The organism is Chryseobacterium sp. WLY505, from assembly GCF_030846215.1.
Taxonomy (GTDB): Bacteria; Bacteroidota; Bacteroidia; order Flavobacteriales; family Weeksellaceae; genus Chryseobacterium.
This window is the reverse complement of the sequence record NZ_JAVCWI010000007.1, coordinates 19,350-41,139: the sequence shown is the minus strand read 5'-3', so window position 1 is coordinate 41,139 and position 21,790 is coordinate 19,350. Positions and strand designations below refer to the sequence as shown.

At 36.4% G+C, this 21,790-nt stretch carries 18 protein-coding genes and 2 tRNA genes; 12 read left to right on the top strand and 8 right to left on the bottom strand.

Going from position 1 to position 21,790, the window contains the following annotated elements; all coding sequences use genetic code 11:
• Window positions 1–215: 215 nt before the first annotated feature.
• The 3 genes from lysA to RAH34_RS14955 all read right to left on the bottom strand — a co-directional run bounded on the left by lysA (window position 216) and on the right by RAH34_RS14955 (window position 4,579).
• The gene (gene lysA, locus RAH34_RS14965) at window positions 216–1,418 is read right to left on the bottom strand and encodes a diaminopimelate decarboxylase (RefSeq protein WP_306596646.1); all 1,203 of its coding nucleotides are present in this window, start codon (window positions 1,416–1,418) and stop codon (window positions 216–218) included.
• A 258-nt stretch (window positions 1,419–1,676) separates the two neighbouring features.
• Window positions 1,677–2,900 carry a PolC-type DNA polymerase III gene (locus RAH34_RS14960; RefSeq protein WP_114822060.1) on the bottom strand — a complete coding sequence of 408 codons (1,224 nt, stop codon included), beginning with the start codon at window positions 2,898–2,900 and terminating at the stop codon, window positions 1,677–1,679.
• A 152-nt stretch (window positions 2,901–3,052) separates the two neighbouring features.
• Window positions 3,053–4,579, bottom strand: coding sequence for a helicase HerA-like domain-containing protein (locus tag RAH34_RS14955; protein WP_114822059.1), 1,527 nt, complete (start codon window positions 4,577–4,579; stop codon window positions 3,053–3,055).
• Between the two features lie 345 nt (window positions 4,580–4,924).
• Between RAH34_RS14955 and RAH34_RS14950 the strand changes: the two genes are divergently transcribed.
• The 3 genes from RAH34_RS14950 to RAH34_RS14940 are packed head-to-tail and all read left to right on the top strand — an operon-like array spanning window position 4,925 to window position 7,028.
• A complete protein-coding gene (locus RAH34_RS14950; protein ID WP_306596645.1) occupies window positions 4,925–6,334 on the top strand; it encodes a rhodanese-like domain-containing protein in 1,410 nt (469 codons plus the stop codon).
• Between the two features lie 3 nt (window positions 6,335–6,337).
• Entirely contained in the window at window positions 6,338–6,715 is a 378-nt protein-coding gene (locus tag RAH34_RS14945) for a rhodanese-like domain-containing protein (RefSeq protein ID WP_114822057.1), read from the top strand.
• A 13-nt stretch (window positions 6,716–6,728) separates the two neighbouring features.
• Window positions 6,729–7,028, top strand: coding sequence for a co-chaperone YbbN (locus tag RAH34_RS14940; protein ID WP_034692844.1), 300 nt, complete (start codon window positions 6,729–6,731; stop codon window positions 7,026–7,028).
• Between the two features lie 125 nt (window positions 7,029–7,153).
• On the opposite strand, the gene RAH34_RS14935 is transcribed toward RAH34_RS14940, so the two are convergent.
• Complete coding sequence (locus tag RAH34_RS14935; RefSeq protein ID WP_306596644.1) at window positions 7,154–7,906, bottom strand: nitrilase-related carbon-nitrogen hydrolase; 753 nt, start codon at window positions 7,904–7,906, stop codon at window positions 7,154–7,156.
• A 217-nt stretch (window positions 7,907–8,123) separates the two neighbouring features.
• Here RAH34_RS14935 and RAH34_RS14930 point away from each other — a divergent pair, with 217 nt between their 5' ends.
• From RAH34_RS14930 to RAH34_RS14905, 6 genes are all read left to right on the top strand, one after another.
• On the top strand, window positions 8,124–8,564 hold the full coding sequence (locus tag RAH34_RS14930) for a DUF6646 family protein (protein WP_114822054.1): 441 nt from the start codon (window positions 8,124–8,126) through the stop codon (window positions 8,562–8,564).
• A 106-nt stretch (window positions 8,565–8,670) separates the two neighbouring features.
• Complete coding sequence (rseP, locus tag RAH34_RS14925; RefSeq protein ID WP_306596643.1) at window positions 8,671–10,161, top strand: RIP metalloprotease RseP; 1,491 nt, start codon at window positions 8,671–8,673, stop codon at window positions 10,159–10,161.
• An 80-nt stretch (window positions 10,162–10,241) separates the two neighbouring features.
• Window positions 10,242–10,315 (top strand) — tRNA-Asn (locus RAH34_RS14920).
• Between the two features lie 527 nt (window positions 10,316–10,842).
• Window positions 10,843–14,034, top strand: a complete 3,192-nt coding sequence (locus RAH34_RS14915) for a S41 family peptidase (protein ID WP_306596642.1) — start codon at window positions 10,843–10,845, stop codon at window positions 14,032–14,034.
• A gap of 263 nt (window positions 14,035–14,297) precedes the next feature.
• Window positions 14,298–14,371 (top strand) — tRNA-Asn (locus tag RAH34_RS14910).
• A gap of 277 nt (window positions 14,372–14,648) precedes the next feature.
• Entirely contained in the window at window positions 14,649–17,180 is a 2,532-nt protein-coding gene (locus RAH34_RS14905; protein ID WP_306596641.1) for a DUF5686 family protein, read from the top strand.
• A 90-nt stretch (window positions 17,181–17,270) separates the two neighbouring features.
• On the opposite strand, the gene RAH34_RS14900 is transcribed toward RAH34_RS14905, so the two are convergent.
• From RAH34_RS14900 to rplU, 4 genes are all read right to left on the bottom strand, one after another.
• A complete protein-coding gene (locus RAH34_RS14900) occupies window positions 17,271–17,435 on the bottom strand; it encodes a hypothetical protein (protein WP_306596640.1) in 165 nt (54 codons plus the stop codon).
• 201 nt (window positions 17,436–17,636) lie between these two features.
• Window positions 17,637–17,804 carry a hypothetical protein gene (locus RAH34_RS14895; protein ID WP_306596639.1) on the bottom strand — a complete coding sequence of 56 codons (168 nt, stop codon included), beginning with the start codon at window positions 17,802–17,804 and terminating at the stop codon, window positions 17,637–17,639.
• 174 nt (window positions 17,805–17,978) lie between these two features.
• The gene (gene rpmA, locus RAH34_RS14890) at window positions 17,979–18,236 is read right to left on the bottom strand and encodes a 50S ribosomal protein L27 (protein WP_002984034.1); all 258 of its coding nucleotides are present in this window, start codon (window positions 18,234–18,236) and stop codon (window positions 17,979–17,981) included.
• Window positions 18,237–18,248: 12 nt separating this feature from the next.
• Window positions 18,249–18,827 carry a 50S ribosomal protein L21 gene (gene rplU / locus RAH34_RS14885; protein WP_076597840.1) on the bottom strand — a complete coding sequence of 193 codons (579 nt, stop codon included), beginning with the start codon at window positions 18,825–18,827 and terminating at the stop codon, window positions 18,249–18,251.
• A gap of 184 nt (window positions 18,828–19,011) precedes the next feature.
• Here rplU and RAH34_RS14880 point away from each other — a divergent pair, with 184 nt between their 5' ends.
• From RAH34_RS14880 to RAH34_RS14870, 3 genes are all read left to right on the top strand, one after another.
• Window positions 19,012–19,899 (top strand): metalloprotease, encoded by an 888-nt coding sequence (locus tag RAH34_RS14880; RefSeq protein WP_114822051.1) that lies wholly within the window; start codon window positions 19,012–19,014, stop codon window positions 19,897–19,899.
• Window positions 19,900–20,047: 148 nt separating this feature from the next.
• The gene (locus tag RAH34_RS14875; protein ID WP_306596638.1) at window positions 20,048–21,136 is read left to right on the top strand and encodes an acyltransferase family protein; all 1,089 of its coding nucleotides are present in this window, start codon (window positions 20,048–20,050) and stop codon (window positions 21,134–21,136) included.
• A 74-nt stretch (window positions 21,137–21,210) separates the two neighbouring features.
• Window positions 21,211–21,789, top strand: a complete 579-nt coding sequence (locus tag RAH34_RS14870; protein ID WP_062676098.1) for a tRNA-(ms[2]io[6]A)-hydroxylase — start codon at window positions 21,211–21,213, stop codon at window positions 21,787–21,789.
• Window position 21,790: the final 1 nt, after the last annotated feature.

Genomic DNA, 21,790 nt, shown 5'->3' with positions numbered 1-21,790 from the left:
TAGTATTTGAGAAGAAGAAAATCTTCCTATCTCTATCAAATTTAGCTAATAAAGTTGAGACTCTATCCCTAACTCGATGTTAAAAAATTGTAATTTAATTTTGAATTCTTTTTCTATTAAAACCTCACGGGTTTTCAAAACCCGTGAGGTTTAATTCCCCTGTAAAACAAAACAGCCACCCAAAAGGCGGCTGTTTATATCGTATGTTTCAGATTTTACATCACTATTTCAATCTGATTTCTCAACAGATCTTCAAATTCATCTCTTTTACGGATCAAATGAGCTTTTCCATCTAAGAATAATACTTCAGCAGGTTTTAATCTTGAGTTGAAGTTTGAACTCATTTCAAAACCGTAAGCTCCTGCATTATGGAAAGCAAGGATATCTCCTTCTCTTACTTCATTCAGCTTTCTGTCCCAGGCAAATGTGTCTGTTTCGCAGATATTTCCTACTACCGTATAAATCCTTTCTGCTCCTTTGGGATTGGAAAGGTTTTCAATCAGATGGTAAGAGTCGTAGAACATAGGACGGATAAGGTGGTTAAATCCGGAATTCACCCCAACAAAAACAGTAGCCGTCGTCTGCTTGATCACATTAGCTTTCACTAATAAATATCCACTTTTCCCCACCAGGAATTTTCCAGGCTCAAACCATAATTCGAATTTTTTTCCTGTAGATTTTGAAAATTCAGAAATTACTTTCTCTACTTTTTTACCTAATGTTTTCACATCAGTTTCTTCTTCACTATCCTGGTAAGGGATTTTGAAACCGCTTCCCATATCAAGATATTTAAGGTTCGGGAAATGCTCAGAAAGTTCCAGCATAATCTCCAAAGCCTGAAGGAATACCTCCGGATCTTTTATTTCACTTCCCGTATGCATGTGAAGACCTTCAACATTCAGGTTAGTACTTTTCATCACTCTTTCGATGTGACGAACCTGGTGAATGGAAATCCCGAATTTACTATCGATATGCCCCGTTGAGATCTTATAATTACCGCCGGCAAAAATATGGGGGTTGATTCTTACTAAAATAGGATACGTATTTCCATATTTATTCCCGAATTGTTCAAGAATAGAAATGTTATCAATGTTAATATGAACTCCAAAAGTCATTGCTTCTTCTATTTCCGCCAGGTCAACACAATTGGGAGTAAACAATATCTTTTCTTTCGAAAATCCTGCCTTCAATCCAAGTTTAACTTCGTTTATAGATACACAATCCAAAGATGCACCCAGGTTCTTGACATACTTAAGAATATTGATATTCGTTAAAGCCTTCGCCGCATAGAAGAACTTCGTATGTTTTAAAAATGAAGAGGTAAGTTTTTCGTATTGAATTTTGATAGACTCAGCATCATAAACGTACACTGGTGTGCCAAACTCATTGGCAATTTTTAATAATTCTTTTGAATTCATAATTTCATTTTAACATAAAAAAAGGCAGATTCTTCAGAAAAGAGCCTGCCACATTGATTATTTTTTATGCAAGACAACTCTTTTAAATATTCCAAACCTTAGAGAACTTTACAGTTCCCTTTTTTCCAGTTTTATTTTGTTTAAAATTTTGCATTGCTTATATTTATTTTTTGCAAAAATACTACTTATTTTTTACTTTTTAAAAATTGATTTTACGAGTATTGCCTTCAAGACAACTTGTAACGTATAGACATTCTTTTACTTGGGCAACGGTAATGTCTCAAAATCCCCGCGAAGCAGGGCCAATTGCAATTCGTTATTCAGATCTGTGGAAGATAACGGAAGATCAATTTTCAACTTCGCCAGTTTACTGAGTGTCTGAATCTGCGTAAACAACTCATAGAATCCGAACGAAACCACTTTCCCGTTTTCTATGATTAAAAATAACTTTTCTCCTAATTTTCTTCCTGGTCCCAGCCAGAGTTCATTTCTTTTTCTGAATTCAATTTTTTGTTTCAAGACAGCAAAATCCTTAAATTCTTCCTGAGATCCAATAAACTGAACAGCTTTTGTTCCCTGGGTAAATGACCTGAATTTCAAGACCGGTTTCTCGGTTTTATTGAGTTTATTTTTCTCAACCACATATTTATTATTCCTGAAATATAGCCCGAAAGGCAAAACTTCTTTCTTTTTAATATTCTTCGAATTCAGGATCAGTTTGGCAATAATATCTGTTCCGGTAAGCTCAAAATTAATCTGTTCAACATCTTTCTGAATCTGTTCCCATTTTTTTGATTTGGAATTGAAAACCTTTTTGGAAAACTTGTTGATATCCTGAACATAATCTGAGAACATAATACGCCCGGCTTCATCCTGAAAGTATACAAAACCTTTATCATTAGGAAGATCCTGAGTCAGTTCTTTGATCTTATTGATATACGTTTTGGCGTTAGACTCATCGTGTTGCTTCTGAATAATCTCATTTTCAGTATCCTTTGAAATCAGAAGCTTGAAAAGTTCTAATGTAGCTCTTGCATCGCCTTCTGCCCTGTGATGGTTGGTCAATGGGATACCTAATGATTTTACCAGTTTTCCCAGGGAATAACTTACTTCGTCAGGAATCAGTTTTTTTGCTAACGGAATTGTATCTAAAGTATTGATTTTAAAATCATAACCAAGCCTTTTGAATGACTGGCGAAGCATCCTGTAATCAAAATCAATATTATGACCTACCAAAGTTGTATTCTGAGTAATTTCTATCACTCTTTTGGCAATTTCATGAAATTTCGGAGCAGTTTTGACCATTTTCGGGGTAATACTGGTCAGTTTCTGTACAAAAGGAGTGATATCACCTTCAGGGTTTACCAGCGATATAAACTGGTCTATAATTTTCTGACCGTCATATCTGTAAATGGCGATATCTATAATGCATTCATTTCTATAACCTGCACCATTACTTTCTATATCTATAATTGAATACATGAATGTGTGTTAACTGCTGTTTTTCTAGTTTAATATTCAAAACCGGCCTCCTATTCCCCAATAAAATGCGGCTCTATTTTTTACTGTTAAGTAAAGATAACCTGCTAAAATAACAAAAAATATATCAAAACACAGCAGGTTAACTTTCAAAATTATCTTCTTCTGCCTCCCAGACCAAACATTCCAAGAATTGCTTTTGCCCCTTCTCTCATTAATGTAGAGGTAAAAGTACGGCCAGCTTTACTCTGCAATACCTGTTCAAACATTCCCGGTTCTTCTTTTACAGGTTTTGTTTTTTGGGTGGGTGAAGGATTTTGTGCTGCCTGTTCCATCCTGTTGGTAAGCATTTCGTAAGCAGATTCTCTGTCAATGGCCTGCTCATATTTTGCAACAAGTGCTGATCTTGAAGTCAGATCAGAAATTTCCGCGTCATTCAAAACATCCATTCTTGATTCCGGAGAAATTAGGTACGTATGCACTAATGGTGTCGGAATCCCTTTTTCATCAAGAGCCGTAACAAATGCTTCTCCAATTCCCAGATTCTGGATCAGACTGGAAGCATTATAGTATTCTGTCGTAGGATAGTTTTCAACGGCTTTGGTAATTTCTTTTTTATCTTTTGCGGTAAATCCTCTTAAGGCATGCTGTATTTTTAACCCTAATTGGGAAAGAACATTTTCAGGGACATCACCTGGAATCTGTGTAATGAAATAGATCCCTACTCCTTTGGAACGGATCAGCTTTACCATCGTTTCAATTTGTGAAAGAAGGGCTTTGGAAGCTTCATCAAAAATCAGGTGGGCTTCATCAATAAATAATACCAGCTTCGGCTTTCCGCTATCTCCTTCCTCCGGAAATGTCATATAAATTTCAGCAAAAAGCGAAAGCATGAATGTGGAGAAAAGCTGTGGCTTATTCTGGATATCTGCCACTCTTAAAATATTAACCACACCTTTTCCGTCTCTTGTTTCCAGTAAATCATGAACATCAAAGCTCAGCTCACCGAAGAAGCCTGCTGCTCCCTGTTGTTCCAGGGCCACAATAGATCTTAAGATAGCGCCAAGAGATGCTGGTGCAATAGATCCGTAATTGGCTGCAAGTTCAGCTTTTCCCTGTGCGTTATCCGTCACATATTGAAGTACTTTCTTCAAATCGTTAAGATCAATCAAAGGAAGTCCTTTATCATCACAGTATTTGAAGACGATAGACATGATACTTTGCTGTGTATCATTTAATTCAAGGATCTTGCTTAATAAAACAGGTCCGAATTCTGTCACCGTAGCTCTCAGCTTCACTCCTTTTCCTCCGGAAATACTCATGAGTTCTACCGGAAAACCTTGTGGATTATAAGGAAGCTGTGTTTTGGCATACCTTTCTTCAATAACAGAATTCATCTGGCCCGCTTCTGCAATCCCGGAGAAATCTCCTTTAATATCGAGAACCAAAGAAGGGATCCCTGCGTGAGAAAGCTGTTCTGCAAAGACCTGTAATGTTTTTGTTTTACCGGTTCCGGTAGCTCCGGCAATAAGGCCGTGGCGGTTAATCGTTTTCAAGGGAATGGTTACGTTCACTTCTGTGACTACTTCTCCGTCCAGCATTCCTTTTCCTAATATTATATGCTCACCCTTAGGAGTGTATCTAGCGTTAAGTTCTTCAATAAATTGTGTTTTATCTGCCATTTGCTCGCTTTTTTAACTTATAAATATAAAATTTTTTATAAAATATGTAAAGATATTTTCTGAAGAACTTCTCTCTGTTTCTTTCGAAAATAAATTTGTCCTTCAATAATCAAATTTTAAACCACGATAATTATTTTTTTTGTACCAGGAAGGATACAGGAACTAAACATGATATAAAACAGCATTTACCATTATCTTTATGTAAGGCATTCTTTTTGCTGAAAAAAACAACATATACTAAACGTACGTTTAACAAAGTATTGAAAGAAACTATCAATGGAATTTAACATTTCATTTAGAATTGATCTAATACTTCGTATCTTTAACTCATAAAAAAAAGACCCAATGAAAATTGAACAAATATATACGGGCTGTCTGGCTCAGGGTGCCTATTATATTGTATCAGAGAATGAAGCTGTCATTATTGATCCACTAAGAGAAGTAAAACCTTATCTGGATCGTCTGGAAAAAGACAATGTCACTTTAAAATATATTTTTGAAACTCACTTCCATGCAGATTTTGTATCAGGACATTTGGATTTAAGCAAAAAAACAGGCGCTCCAATTGTTTACGGACCTACTGCTGTTCCGGAATTTGATGCTATTATTGCTGAAGACAATCAGATTTTTGAGATTGGAAAAGTGAAAATAAAGGTCATGCACACTCCCGGACATACGATGGAAAGCAGCACTTACCTTTTAATCGATGAAAATGGTGTTGAAACTGCAATTTTTACAGGTGATACCCTATTTTTAGGAGATGTGGGAAGACCGGATCTTGCACAGAAAGCCACTAACCTTACACAGGAAGATCTTGCAGGAATTCTTTACGACAGTCTTCAGAACAAAATTATGCCGTTGGATGACAGCATCACAGTTTATCCAGCTCACGGAGCCGGATCTGCGTGCGGAAAAAATATGCAGAAGGAAACGGTAGACATTTTAGGAAATCAAAAGAAGACCAACTATGCACTTAATCAACCGGATAAAGAGTCTTTCATCAGAGAAGTTCTGGACGGCTTAACAGCTCCACCGAAATACTTTGGGATGAATGTCGCTTTAAATAAAGGCGGGTATGAAAGTCTGGACGTTGTGATGAACAAAGGATTACAGCCTGTTGAGCCTGAAGATTTCGAAGCACTGGCAGAGGAAACAGGAGCATTAATTTTAGATACAAGAGGAGCTGCGGACTTCCATAAAGGATTTGTTCCGAACTCTATCAATATAGGACTGAAAGGAGATTTTGCCCCATGGGTAGGAACGCTTATTGTAGATGTAAAACATCCTTTATTATTAGTTACTGATGAAGGAACTGAAGAGGAAGTGATCACGCGACTAAGCCGAGTAGGATTTGACAATGTGATTGGATACCTGAAAGGAAGTTTTGAAGCATGGAAAAATGCAGGAAAAGAAACAGATGAGATCAAAAGAATTACTCCTGTCGAATTTGCAGAACAATTCACAGAAGATGCTACCGTAATTGATGTAAGAAAACTTACTGAGTATTCGGCAGAACACATTGATAATGCTTACAATAAGCCATTGGATACGATCAGCGACTGGGCACGTACCATTGATGACTCTGAACACTTCTTCATTCACTGTGCTGGCGGATACAGAAGCATGATTGCAGCAAGCATCCTTAACTCACACGGAATCAGAAACTTTACTGAAATCGAAGGAGGCTTTAACGGAATCAAAAAAACGGAAAAACTTCCAACCACAGATTTTGTATGCCAATCTAAGACCCTGTAAGACATGAAAATTAAGCTTTTCGGATTATTTTTAGCATTGACATTTACGCTAAGTGCCTGTAAGACAAACTCTACAGCAACCGTTTCTAGAGCTAACATCAAAGAAGTGGTTAACAGCTCTGATGTAACATTGGTAGATGTCAGAATTCCGGAGCAATATGCTGCAGGAACAGCAAAAAATGCCATCAACATTCCTTTGGCAGATATTCAAAACAATATAGAAACTCTAAAAGGTAAAAAAGTTGTAGTGTTTTGCAATAAAGGAATCCAGGCAGATCAGGCCATGGAAATTCTGAAGAAAAATGGTGTGGAAGCTTATGATGGGACGAGCTGGAAGAATGTAAAGGCGATCCAGGACGAAACAAACAAAAAAGCAAACTAATAAACGCTAAATTATGTCACAAAAATTTCAGGAAATCATTGATTCCGAAAGACCTGTACTTATCGATTTTTTTGCAACGTGGTGTCAGCCTTGTAAAGTACAGTCTTCGGTATTAAATACAGTAAAGGAAAATATTGGCGAAGGAGCCAGAATTATAAAAGTAGATGTAGATCAATATCCTGCACTGGCAGCTCAGTATGGAGTGCGTGGAGTTCCTACACTGGCCATTTTCAAAAAAGGAGAAATGCTGTGGAAGGAAAGCGGTGTTCATGACGTGAATACCCTCACACAACTTTTACAAGAATATGCTTAAAACTGTGATTTTTCACAGTTTTTTTTAATTCCCACAGATCGCACGGATTTTCACAGATGATTATACTTATTTTATATTATATAGAAATTAAAATCTGTGAAGATCTGCGAAATCAGTGGGAAAATCTAAAATTCAATAGAAAAAGAATCTCTGTCATTCAAAAACTGGAAATGTTTTCTAAAATCTTTCAATTCTTCCATATGGAGTTCTGCAGATACAAGATTTCCCTGTTTCTGAGAAATTTCTTTTCCATCCCCAAAGAAGCAATGAGAGCTCTCCTGATACAACAGATCATTTCCATCGGTCCCGATTCTGTTTAAACCAAATACAAAAGATAAATTTTCAATGGCTCTGGCTTTCAACAGATGTTCCCATGCTCCTACCCTTTTCTCGGGCCAGTTGGCAACATATAAAATGGCATCATAATCATCATTATTCCTTGCAAAGACAGGAAAACGAAGATCATAACATATCTGAAGCAGGAAACGTATTCCTTTATATTCAACGATTACTCTTTCCTTTCCTGGCGTGTATACTTTATCTTCTCCGGAAAATGAAAACAAATGCCTCTTATCATAAAAAGAGATTTCGCCATCAGGCTTTACAAAGAACATTCTGTTGTAAAAATTGCCGTCCTGTTCTACCGGAGCACTTCCGCAAAACGCTGCATTTTTCTCTTTTGAGATTTTTTTCAAAAACTCCAGTGATTCATTATTTCTGTCCGAAACTTCAGAAGCATCCATACAGAAGCCTGTTGAAAACATTTCGGGAAGCAGAAACAGATCTGCCTCCGCATTCAGCAGTTCGCTTTCTATACTAGCAAAGTTCCCAGTTTTATTTTTCCAGATGATATCTAAATTAAGCCCTACAACTTTCATCTTTTATTCTTTTAAATTATTTCATATATGAAGTATAAAAATACAGCTTTTACCTTTACGAAAGTAGAATTAAATAGTTGAATAGATGCTTTAGTACCAAAAACAGGATTTATTTCTTAATATTTATTAAAGTCAACCATTTTTATAATATTGTCGTTCTTTCGGTTTCATTTTTGATAGAAATATTTTTTATTATTATCCTTAAAATTAAAAATTTATGAAGAAATTGTTTTTTATGGTGACGATCTTATTTTTTGGCGCTATGGCTAACGCTCAGGCCTGGACAGGAAAGGGAGATCAGAAAATACAACTGGGGCTGAGTGCCTGGGGATATGGAACCGGGATCACGGGAACTTACGACTATGGTCTCAATAAACTTATTTCAGTAGGAGCCGGGATTAATGGCTACTTTGATAATTATAAAAACAACGATAAGGATAATCGTGTTTTTGTTTTCGGGAGACTAAACTTTCACTTGCAGGAAGCATTAAATCTTCCTTCCAAATGGGATATCTACCCTGGTGTAGACCTTGGAGTTGTAGGGAGAGACTTTGGAGTAGGAGCTCACATCGGAGCCCGCTATTTCTTCACAGAGAAAATTGGAGTCTTTGCAGAGGTCGGTAATAATGGCAGCCTTGGTGTTTCTTTCAATTTATAATCAAATCGTCTTTAAATATGACAAAGCTTCTTGTTTCGGGAAGCTTTTTTATTTGGCATAGTTTTGATAATTGTTACCTTTGCAAATTAAAATCTAAAATTTATTAATGGAAATAGCAATCAAACTTTTTCAGTTCATTCTGAGCATCTCTATACTTGTGCTTCTTCATGAGCTTGGGCACTTTTTACCGGCCATATGGTTTAAGACCAGAGCAGAGAAGTTTTTCCTGTTTTTTGATCCGTACTTCTCCATATTCTCTATGAAGAAAATCAACGGAAAATGGCAGTATAAATTCTTATCAAAGAACTTACCGGATTCTGAAGTAATAGAGGTAAACGGAAAGAAGGAAGAGGTTCCTATCGATATATCAAAACTTCCGGACAACGACTGGAGAAAACACCCTGAACAAACCAAATACGGTATCGGGTGGCTTCCTTTCGGAGGATACGTGAAGATTGCGGGAATGGTGGATGAGAGTATGGATACTGCCCAAATGAAAAAACCGGCAGAACCATGGGAATTCAGATCAAAACCGGCCTGGCAGCGACTGATCATTATGTTGGGAGGAGTCACCGTTAACTTTTTCCTTGCATGGTTAATCTACAGCTGTTTATCATTCTTTAACGGAGAAACGTATACAGATATCACAAAATTCGACAACGGTATTGAAGCTACTTCCGCAGGAAAGAAAATGGGATTCCAGAATGGTGACAAAATCATCAGTGTAGATGGAAAACCAGCGGAAAGACTTGAAAATACTTCAATCAATATTCTTTTAGGAGATCATGTAACGGTAAACAGAAACGGGCAGGAAGTTACTTTTCCGGTGAATGCTGACGGTGTTGCAGATGTTCTTAAGCAGAGAGAAGCAAAATTATATATCACTCCAAGAGTTCCTATGGTTGTAGATTCACTAGCTACTCCTTCTTCTCAGGCATCTGGTCTTGCAAAAGGAGATAAAATTGTTGGGATCAACGGTAAGAAAGCAGCATTCTTTGATGAAGTAAGTGCTCTTTTAAGTGAAAATAAAGGTAAAACAATTTCTGTAGACGTTGAAAGAAACGGAGCTGTACAGACATTACCGGCAGTTTCTGTAGATAAAAACGGAAAACTGGGTATCGCAATTGACACAAAAAGTATTGCAAAAGATATTGTAACGAATAAGAAATATTCTTTCGGTGAGGCTATTCCAAGAGGATTTACCAGAACTATTGAAGCATTAACTACTCAGGTTAAGCAGTTCAAAATTATGTTCAACTCTAAAGTTCAGGGGTATAAAAACGTTGGAGGTCCTATTGCTATTGTAAAGAATATGCCTGTAGATAAAGATGCGGATGGAAGTGTTAAGATCAACTGGGTGGCGTTCTGGAGCTTTACAGCAATGTTCTCCGTATGGTTGGCATTCCTGAACCTTATTCCTATTCCGGGACTTGATGGTGGACACGTTTTATTTACTTTATATGAAATGATTGTAGGGAAACCTGTTCCGCAGAAAGTTTTGGAAAACGCACAGATGATTGGAGTTATCTTCCTGTTAGGATTGATGTTACTGATCTTCGGAAGCGACATCTTCAAAGTATTTATGGGTAAATTATAAAATTTTTTAAATTTTTCTTAAAAATATTTGTAGGGTATAAATATTCGTCCTATATTTGCACCACTTAAAACAAAGGACATTCCTCCTTAGCTCAGTTGGTTAGAGCATCTGACTGTTAATCAGAGGGTCGCTGGTTCGAGCCCAGCAGGAGGAGCAGAAAGACTTACAGAAATGTGAGTCTTTTTTTGTGCCTTAAACTGGACCAATTCTTAACTACACCTAATCCTGCTTTTCTTCAACTTAGATTTAACGCAAAGGCTTTGTATCTGACAGTTTACTTTTAAGAAAGCAAAGACAGGAATCAACAAAGTTGATTCTTTCGAAGTGTACGCATAACCGCTTAAGCTTCATCAGCGACATTGTCGGCATCTTAGCTTTCTTAACAATAAGATAAATGAATATAATCTTTGCGTTTTTACCATAATTAAGATTAATACCTAAAAAAGATCGATATTTTCAAATTACCTTCCGTTTTCATGAAATATTGATCTATTTCATTGAATTTTATAAGTCTTTAAAGCATTTTACCTGTAACTATTTCGCCAATACTCCGACTATTCTTTTTTAGAGTAATTTATATTGAGAAAATTCTCAGAATACAACTACTTCTCTACAATAACAAAGAATAACAAAGAATAATAAAAAAAAATATATCGTATTGTATAAATACCTAATTGTACCATGAAGAAAACTATTATTTCGCTATTCACAGCATTTTCTATTATAGGGATTTCAGCGCAGGAAAAGTCTTATTTTTTATCAAGCCCCTCGTTAAGCTCTGATGGAAAGACAGCTTACTTCGCTTTTGATGGTGATATATGGAAAGCAGATTCCAATGGAGGAAATGCTTCAAGAATTACCGCACTGGATGGGGAAGAAATCAATCCCCGCCTTTCTCCGGATGGGAAATGGCTTGCATTCAGTTCTAACCAATATGGCAATTATGATGTGTATGTAATGCCCGCAGGAGGCGGAACGATCAAGCAGCTGACTTTCCATACTGGAAGAGACGAAATGGAAAGCTGGGCATGGGACAGTAAAACGATTTATTTTACTTCTACCAGAAATAATAATTTCGGAAGTTTTAAAACGACAATTGAAGGAAAAACTCCAGAAAAACTTTTCAATAATTACTTTAATTATACCAATGGACTTGTGGAAACTCCTGCAGGAGAATATCTTTTCACAAGCTCATCTGAAAGTGCCCACCAGGTACAACGTAAACGTTATAAAGGAGAAAACAATCCTGACATTCTTGGATATAATCCAAAAAGTAATTCTTTCAAACAATACACGAACTACGAAGGAAAAGACTTCAACCCAAGTGTAGATAAAAATGGTATTATCTATTTTATTTCTGATGAGAACAATGGAGAATACAATCTTTATAAAATCGAAAATGGTAAAAAAACTGCTTTAACGCAATTTGATACTTCTATTAAAAAACCTTTTGTCTCAGCAGACGGATCCAAAGTTATTTTTGAGAAGGATTATCAGCTTTATACTTATGATGTAGCCTCAAAAAAAACTAGCCCGATCAACATCAGTCTGAATACCAATAAAACCCTCGAAAAAGCTCAGAATTTTAATGTGGAAAATAATATTTCCTATTATGATGTATCTCCGGACGGTAAAAAAATGGCGTTCATAAGCCGTGGTATTATATTCGTTTCTGATATTGAAGGAAAGTTTGCCCAGCAGGTTTCTGACGGTAAAGAGCGTGCTATGGAAGTAAAATGGCTGAAAGACAACCGTACTTTACTTTACAATCAGACTTATAACGGCTATCAAAACTGGTTTACGATTCAGGCAGACGGAAAAGGACAGCCAAAGCAATTAACCGAAGATTTACGAAATAACCGCAGCATCACCCTGAACAGCGACCTTTCAAAAGCCGTTTACTTAAGCGGGAGAGATGAAGTAAGATTATTGGATTTAAAAAGTTTCAAATCCACTACCATTGTAAAAGATGAAATCTGGGCATTCCAAAACTCAAGACCTTCTTTCTCGCCAAACAATGAATATGTTTTGTTCTCTGCCAAAAGGAACTTTGAGCTGGATATTTTCATCTATAATATCAAAAAAGCACAGACTTTAAACCTTACCAACACTGGAGTTTCAGAGGAAGATCCTGTATGGTCTTCCAATGGAAAATATATTTATTTTGCCAGCGACAGAACCAATCCGTCTTACCCTTTAGGCATGCAGAAATCTAACATTTACCGCATGGCTCTGGATTGGTTTGATGAGCCTTATAAATCTGAAAAATTTGACAGTCTTTTCATTGAAGAAAAGAAGGAAGCAAAGTCTTCGGATAAAGAGAAGGATAAAGATAAGAAGGACAAAAAAGGAGAAGACAAGAACAAAGAGGACAAAGAGAAAAAAGAAGAAAAAGAACCGGTAATCAAAGAGCTGAAAGTAAATCCTGAAGATACTCTGGACAGAATTGAGCTGGTTACCGACCGATATGGATATCAGGATGATCCGGCCGTTTTCGCTGATGATAAAAAAGAGATTCTATTATTTAATTCTAATCAGGATAACGGAAAAAGACAACTGTACAAAAAGGTGTTTACCGATTTTGAGCCTGCCAAATCTGAAAAAGTGTTTGATAAAGCAGCTTATTATTTAACCAAAAATGAGAAAAACCTATTTGCTCTGATTGAAGGTAATATCTACAAAACAACCGTTGCCGCATTAAAGCCCGAAAAAATCAATATCCAGTATAGTTTCGATAAAGATCTGGCCTCAGAATTTACGCAGATGTATGCTGAAGCATGGACGGGTGTGGAGGAAAACTTCTACGACGAAAAATTCCATGGGATCGACTGGAAAGCTAAAAAGGAACAGTATGCAAAGTACCTTCCATATGTAAATAACAGAAATGATCTGCGGATTTTATTGAATGATCTTCTGGGTGAGCTTAATTCTTCACACACCGGATTTTCTTCTACCGGAAAGGAGGAAACCGTATTTCTGAATTATTTCACTAACGAAACAGGAATTATCTTCAAAAAAGATCAGCCTTATACGGTAGAAAGCATTCTGAGAAAATCTCCTGCTTACCGTTCAGGAGTTGACATCAAACCTGGTGATCAACTGACTACTGTAAACGGAAAGAAGATTGATCTAAACGAAAATATCGAAACGTATTTCACAAGCCCTAAAAAACAGGATGAACTTATTCTTACCTTCAACCGTGATGGTAAAACTGTAACCACCAAAGTACATCCGATTTCTAACGGGGAATTAAAAGGATTACTTTACGATGATTGGATCTATAACAATCATCAGCGTGTAGACAAGCTTAGCAACAACCGTATTGCCTACTCTTGTATGAAAAACATGTCTACGGATGAGCTGGACCGATTCCTTCTGGATATGGTAGAACAGGAGAACAGAAAAGACGCTGTTATTCTTGATTTACGCTACAACACCGGTGGAAACGTTCATGACAAAGTATTGAATTTCCTTTCTCAGAGACCTTATCTGCAATGGAAATACCGTGAAGGAAAAATAACAACACAACCAAATTTTGCACCTTCCGGAAAACCTATTGTTCTTCTGATTAATGAAGCTTCATTAAGTGATGCCGAAATGACAGCAGCCGGGTTCAAAGCTCTAAAGCTGGGTAAAATTATCGGTCAGGATACTTATCGATGGATTATTTTCACTTCAGCAAAAGGGTTGGTAGACGGCTCTTCTTACAGACTTCCTTCATGGGGAACTTACACATTAGACGGACAGAACCTTGAAAAAACAGGTGTAAAACCTGATATTTATGTAAAAAACACCTTTATGGACCGTCTTCAGAACAATGATCCACAACTGGAAAGAGCTGTTCAGGAAATTCTTAAAGATTTAAAGAAATAAAAATTTCAGAACCATAAAAAATAAGAAGACTTACATTGCTGTAGGTCTTTTTTGTTTCTTTTTATAAAACCAGGCCTAAAAATCTATTGCTTACAGCGTAAAATCTATAACATTCTGAATAACCTCTTCCATCACAGAAAAATATTTAAAATTTAATTTATTGAAAAATAAACCAATAGCTTTTTTCGTTCAATATTCAGGAACAAAAACTTGCTTGGTACGGATATTCCTATTATATTTGCACCACTTAAAACAAAGGAAATTCCTCCTTAGCTCAGTTGGTTAGAGCATCTGACTGTTAATCAGAGGGTCGCTGGTTCGAGCCCAGCAGGAGGAGCAAAAAGACTTACAGAAATGTAAGTCTTTTTTTCATTTTATTCGTTCCTCAAAAAAATACCAAAATCACTCTTAAAACGGATCAGTTTCATCTTCTTTTAATCCCCTGATTATTATATTTTAAGCATTAAAACTTCCCGAGTAATTTTTAACCCATACATATATAATTTTCGCTACTTTTGTCGTTTTATAGGATAGAATAAAAATATTTTATTTTTTCACCTATTTTTTAAATAAACTGCATGCTTTTTGTTTATGCTAAATGCCTGAAGAAACGAATGATGTTAAACAATAACTCCCAAAAACACTATCTTTTATTTTTCTTTCTGATTCTCGCTGGTTCCGTATGTGCTCAAAACAAAGCCATCGGTAAGGTGGTTGACGAAAAGAACAGTAAAGAACTCAATAAAGTTGATATCTTTATCAACGACAGTAAAACACCTGCCCTGACGACAACTTCAGGCAGCTTCATCATTGAGTCTGATAGCATCATCCATCAGTTAAGATTTTCCAGAAAAAATTATACTACAGAAACCTTCGATATCACTCCCGAAAATGCTGACAATATTTTCGTACAGCTTTCGCAGGCTAAAGTGAGCGACATTCAGGAAATTGTTCTTCAAAGCGGAAAAACAAAATACAAAAGCAAGAAAGAAAATCCGGCCTATGCAATTATGCAGAAGGTATGGGCACAAAAAAGAAATAACGGACTGGAAAAATTCGACACCTATTCTTATAAAGAGTATGAAAAAACGCAGTTTGACCTGAACAATCTTGACAGTGCATTCATGAAGAAAAAGATTTTCAACAAACTGGATTTCATTTTCGACTATGCAGATTCCACAGCAAGCGGAAGACTTGGACTTCCTATTTTTCTGAACGAAGCCGTTTACGAAAATTATGGTAAAAACAAACCGGAAAAGGATAGCAAAAGAACATTAGTAGCCCAGAAGACTTCAGGTTTTCAGGACAATCAGGTGATTACAGTTTCTGCTAAAAATTTATACCGTGATATCAATATCTACGACAATACTCTGAATTATTTCGATATCGGATTCCAGAGCCCTGTCGGAAGTGATGGTTTCAGTACGTATGATTATAGCCTTATGGACACCATTACGATTCGTGGGGAGAAAGCCTTCCAGATAAGATACCAGCCGAAGAGAAAAGATGTCCTTGCATTTCAGGGAAACCTTTATATTGATACCGATACTTATGCTGTTTTAGGAGCAACATTGAAGTCAACACAGAAGATCAACGTCAACTTTGTCAACAGTGTGTATACTCAGGTAGAATACGACAATCCTGATGACGCTACGTTTCTTCCTAAAAAACTGGTCACCGAATTTGAAATGAGTCCTTTCTCAAAAAAGAAAGGTGCTAAAAGTATCATCGCCAAAAGATCTGTAGATTATTCCGATTATCAGTTCAACAAGCCTCTTGACCCTAAAGTATTCAAACGTACTGAAGAAGAATACGAAGACAAGTTCACCAATAAGGATGAGGCATACTGGACTAAAGCGAGACCTGACACTTTATCAAAAGCAGAACAGGGCGTTTATAACATGCTTGATCAGCTTCAGCAGACTCCGAAATTCAACCGAATGGTAAAGCTGTTTGAAACGCTTGGTTCACGTTATTATAATGCCTTCAAAGGGATTGATATTGGTCCTATTTTCTCAATTTACGGAAGAAATGAAGTAGAAGGAGACAGAATAAGATTAGGAGCAAGAACCTATTTCGGATTGAATGATACCTGGAGAGCGCAGTTTTACACAGCATATGGGTTCAAAGATCAACAGTTTAAATATGGCGTAGAAGCAAGATATATGTTCAATAAGCTTAACCGCTTTATGATTGGAGCCGGAACCAGCAGAGATATTGTACAGCTTGGCGGGCAGCTTACATCAGGTGATGGTGTTACGCCGCAATCTTCGTCTACCAGTACCTTTTTCGCAAGAGGAGAAAACATTTCCTTAAGCTCTGTAAATAAAACAAGTTTTTTTGCTGCTATTGAACCCTGGAAGAACTTCCAGATCAGAGTAGATGGAGTAATGCAGAGTATTAAATCAGCTATTCCTGAGAAATTCAATCTGATGTATTATAAAGACGGGCATTTGAGACAAACCGTTAATGACTCGCACGTTACCATCAGTTTAATAGCAAAACCTGGCGCCAAGTTCTCTCAAACCGGTATTGACCGTTACCAGGCCAGAAACTTAGCTCCAACTATTGTTTTAAGATATACACGAGGTATTGAAGGTTTATTCAATGCTGATTTTAATTATGACAAACTCCAGTTTATGCTGTACAAGCCATTTTTAATTGGAAGTATGGGAAAATTAGTGGTTAATTTCGAAGCCGGAAAGAACTTTAATACAGTTCCTTTGGCATTACAGAATATTATTCCGGCCAACCTTTCCTATGGTCTGGTTCCGAATACATTCTCTCAGCTTAACTATTATGAGTTTGTGACGGATGCGTATACCACTCTTCAATTAGAACATCATTTTAACGGTAAGATCCTTTCTTATATCCCTTTGATTAAAAAGCTGAAATTAAGAGAAGTTGCATTTATCAGAGGGGCATATGGAACACTTAGCGATGCTTCCAAAGCAATCAATGTAGAAGGTTTTAAATATTCTGCACCAAGCGAACACATCTATTATGAATATGGATTCGGGATTGAAAATATAGGAATCGGAAATCTTAGAATTTTCAGAGTAGACTTCAACTGGAGAGGAAATTATCTGGATAGACCGGATATCTCAAAATTCGGTGTTAAAGCAGGATTCCAGGTAGGATTTTAGATAGCACATTAAATAAAACATTTTCGGCGGCTTCAAAGAAGCCGCCGAAAATGTTTTTATTCTAATAGTATCAGGTATTAAAACAAAAGTTTAAAAGCACTCACAGCCTTCTACATCAAGCAGGCAGCGCATTTTCTGTTCCTTTGTAAGTCCGCACCATACACTGCATGATGTAATGGGTTTTGCCGGACACCATACTTCTCCTCCGTTAATAGTTCTCAGCCTGCTTTTGGTTAATTTTCGTAAATTCTTCATGATTGTTTAGTTTTATTTGTCGCCTACTCTCTTTGCTTTTCGGCTTCTGCAATATTTTTTTATTGATTACACACAAATATATCAATATTTCACATTAAAGAGATATGATTTAACGTTTTTTAATAATTAAAAAAACTGAACACTTAATAGTGTTCAGCCCTATTGTTACCTTAAAGAAAATACGGTTTATACTTTCTGATATTATTCAAAACATTCTGTACATGGCTGGGAAAGCATGCAATGTGCTTTCTGCCATGGAGACCATCTGCACCATTCATCACACGATTGAAACATGGAAGGACACTCTGCCGCCACACCACCAGTTATTTCTTTTAAATTCTTTCTCGTTAATTTTCTAACATTTTTCATAGATATTTTGTTTTAATATTGCCTACTCTTTATGCTTTTCGGCTTTCGCAACTGACTCAGAACTGGACAATTAACAAATATAAAATATTTCACGAATAAATGAATATACTGACAGCTAGTAAATAAAAAAACCTCAGTAAAAACTGAGGTTTTAATTTTTATAAAACGCTTAAATTATGCGTTTGGCTCTACAGATACGAAAGATCTGTTGTTTGCTTTCTTTCTGAAAACTACTTTACCATCTACTAATGCAAACAAAGTGTGATCTTTACCGATTCCCACGTTATCACCTGGGTGGTGCTGAGTACCTCTTTGTCTAACAATAATATTTCCGGCAATAGCTTCTTGTCCTCCGAAAATCTTCACACCTAATCTTTTAGAGTGAGACTCTCTACCGTTCTTGGAACTACCGACTCCTTTCTTGTGTGCCATTTTATTACTGGATTATTTATTAAGTGCTTTAAATTGATCGATATTCTTGATGATAGCAGCATCTACTTCTTCATGAGTAAGAATATTCTTTTCTAATTCAACTTTAACTGCTTTACCTAAAGTAATTAAAGTTTCTCTGTTCTCTTTAGACTGAGACAAGTTGTTTTTCTTTAAGTGGTAGTTCAACTCGTGATCTTCACCAAAGTTAACAGTTGCGTTGTCTGAAAGAACTTCACCTTTCACAGTTTCTTTTTTAGCAGCAGCTTTTTTAGCTCCACCTTCAAAACCAGTAATACCAGTGATTACGATTTGAGTTAAAGATTGTCTGTGACCGTTTTTCACTTTGTAACCTTTTCTTCTTTTCTTTTTGAAAACGATTACTTTATCAGCTTTAACGTGGTCAAGGATCTCTGCTTCTACAGTGATTCCGTTTACAGCTGGGGCGCCTACAGTGATTGCACCGTTTACAGTAAGAAGAACTTTATCGAAAGAAACTTTTCCTCCTTTGTCTCCTTTTAAACGGTTTACAAACAACTTCTGGTCTTGCTCAACTTTGTATTGAAGCCCTGCTATTTCTACAATTGCAAACATTGTTTATAAATTTTTAGTTATTTCGAGGTGCAAATATACATATAAATTTCTAAATAGCTTACAATCAAAGCAATGTTTTTTTAATTATTATTCTACTCACACTATTTTGAATAATTTTTTTCATTAAAATACTCACAATTAAGAGATAATTTCATAAATTCGCCTTACCAAATTGATATTATATATGAAAAGAAACTTTAATCTCTGCTTTCTAGCAGGTGCCATTGCTGTTACTTCATTAACAGCATGTAGTGATGACCAAATGGACAACAATGTTCAACCTCAGCAAGAAGCACTAAGTGCAAAAATTGATCAGCCTGGGGATCTTGAAAAAATCTGTTCTTATGTAGACAACAATTGGAGTACTAACTCAGTTTTACTGACAGGACTTCAAAACTCCACAGACACCAATTTTATGAATGCGCAAATGACTAAAATTGCAAGCATGTGGGGTAGAAGCAATCCTCTTTTACGATTTGTAAATGACCCTACTAATTTTAATTCTACCTACAACGCCATATCTTATGGTAATGGAAGAATTTATTACGGTTATGCTATCTATTATGATGCAAAATCAAAGGGTGGCGATATTGTAAATGCGATGATCCTTGCTCATGAATACGGACACCAGTTACAGTACATCTTCAACCTTCCTTCGGTATCAGAATCAACGTACAGACCGAATGAGCTTGAAGCAGATGGTTTTGCAGGATACTATCTGAGAAGACCAAACGGATACAACAAAACCAGCTTTGCAGAAATTGCAGCAGCTTATGAATTTGCTCAAAGTATCGGTGACTATCAGACAAACAACGTAAACCATCACGGGACCCCTGCTCAAAGAAGATCAGCGGTACGTTTAGGATTTCTTTTAGGACAGTATAATTTTAGTGCATCCGATTTCGACTACAATTTCTTCTATTACTATCAGGGAGTTTTAAACGGAACCTATAAGATGGGCAAAAATACAGTAAATCCTGAAATTGACGCATACATGAGTCAATATATAGACGAGCTGAGAAAAATTCAGTCGGGAGAAATCTCTGCAGAAGAATTTAAACATCTCCAATAAACGAGAACATTCATTTTTAGCATATTTAAGAAAGGAGGCGGGCAGTATGTTCCGCCCCTTTTTTTGTTTTTAAAAGCTTTTATGTTTTAAACAATCAATTTGTTTGTATTTTTGAACCTATAAGAAAAGAACTTCCAACCCATCTATAATGAACAGAGATCTCTATATTGATTTCGCCAAAGGACTGGCAACACTTTCCATCATATTTATCCATACCGCTTTCTGGTCCGGACAGTTTTACATTCCGGCAGAAGTAAGAGTTTTATCTCTGGTTTTTGATGTGGCACTCTTTTATGCACTGAGCGGCATCACTTCCGGCGCCAATATAGAAAAAACATTATACCGTCTTCTGAAACTCCAGATTACCTATATGATTTTTGTGACTTTCCTGTTCTTTTTAGATTACTTCTTTAAAGTCTTTGGACTGACTTTCTTTTCCATGGAATGGCTCCAAAGTTTTTATTCAACATTTGGTTCAAAATATTCCGCAACCAGTGTTTCAATATATCCTCAATGGGAAAACCTGGGAAACTGGTATCTTCATCAATACACCAATGCTGATACTTTTCCGGTAGTAATGGGAAGTTTCTGGTATTTAAAAGTCTATTATGTACTTACCGTTTTCGGAGTGCTCATCCTAAGATTTTTCCCAAAACATATCAATTGGTTCATCGGACTCTGCATTACCTTAACCTTATTATTCAACATCTTCCCGGAGTATTATCCAACGGGACAAGTTGGATACGTTGCATTTTATCTTGCTGTATTTTTAATCGGCCACACAATGCGCGGAAAAAAGATTCCTACTAAAGCAATACCTGTATTATACGGACTTGTAGGTGCAGCACTTATATGGATGTTCTGGTACTATGGAGGAGACATCTTCTATAAAATCAATAAAAATAAATTTCCACCAAAAGTTCCTTACATCATCTGGGCATTATTCTCTCTCACAACCTTATTTGTTCTTTACAACCGACTGAAAATCACAAAAGAAAATTTCATCACCTACATCGGAAAAAATGCTATTTTCTTCTATTTTGCACAGGGAATCAGCTCTTCACTCGTTTATTTTCTGGTAGTTCCGTTAAAAGAAAATATGCCATGGTGGCTTTTGATGATCATAATTTATGGGATTAATATCATGTTAGCTTTCATTATTTCTGCAGGATTGAAAAAAGTAGATACTTCAGGGTGGAATATTCTGGAATTCTTAAGAAAAAAGACCGCATCTTAGGACTTTAAGGATCAAATTGAAATAAAGTCACATTTCTTACTTCAATTTGCTTAAATTTACAAAAATTTTACAACATGTTTAAGTTGAAACTCCCTACCGATCCAAGGTGGGCAAATATTGCAGAAGGAAACATTGGAGAAATTTTAACGGATCATGCCTGGTGCGAGCAAAAAGCAGCTACCAATGCTATAGGTCTGATCACGATGCTTCCGGAATATCCTGAGATTGTGACTGAACTTCTTGCCATTGCACAAGAGGAACTGGATCACTTCAATCAGGTACATGAAATCATTAAAAAAAGAGGTTTTACTTTTGGAAGAGCAAGAAAAGATGATTATGTGAATGAACTGGCAAAATTTATTGTACAGGGCAGCAGAGAAGACCTCATCGTAGACAAAATGCTTTTTGCGGCTATGATTGAAGCCAGAAGCTGTGAAAGATTCAAAGTTCTTACGGAAAACATCAAAGACGAAGAGCTTAAAGTTTTCTACAAAGAACTGATGATTTCTGAAGCCAATCATTATACTACTTTCATCGGATTTGCAAGACAGCTCGGAGATCCTGAAAAAGTAAACAAACGTTGGGAAGAATGGCTGGAATATGAAGCTAATATTATTAAATCCTACGGAAATAAAGAAACCATCCACGGTTAAA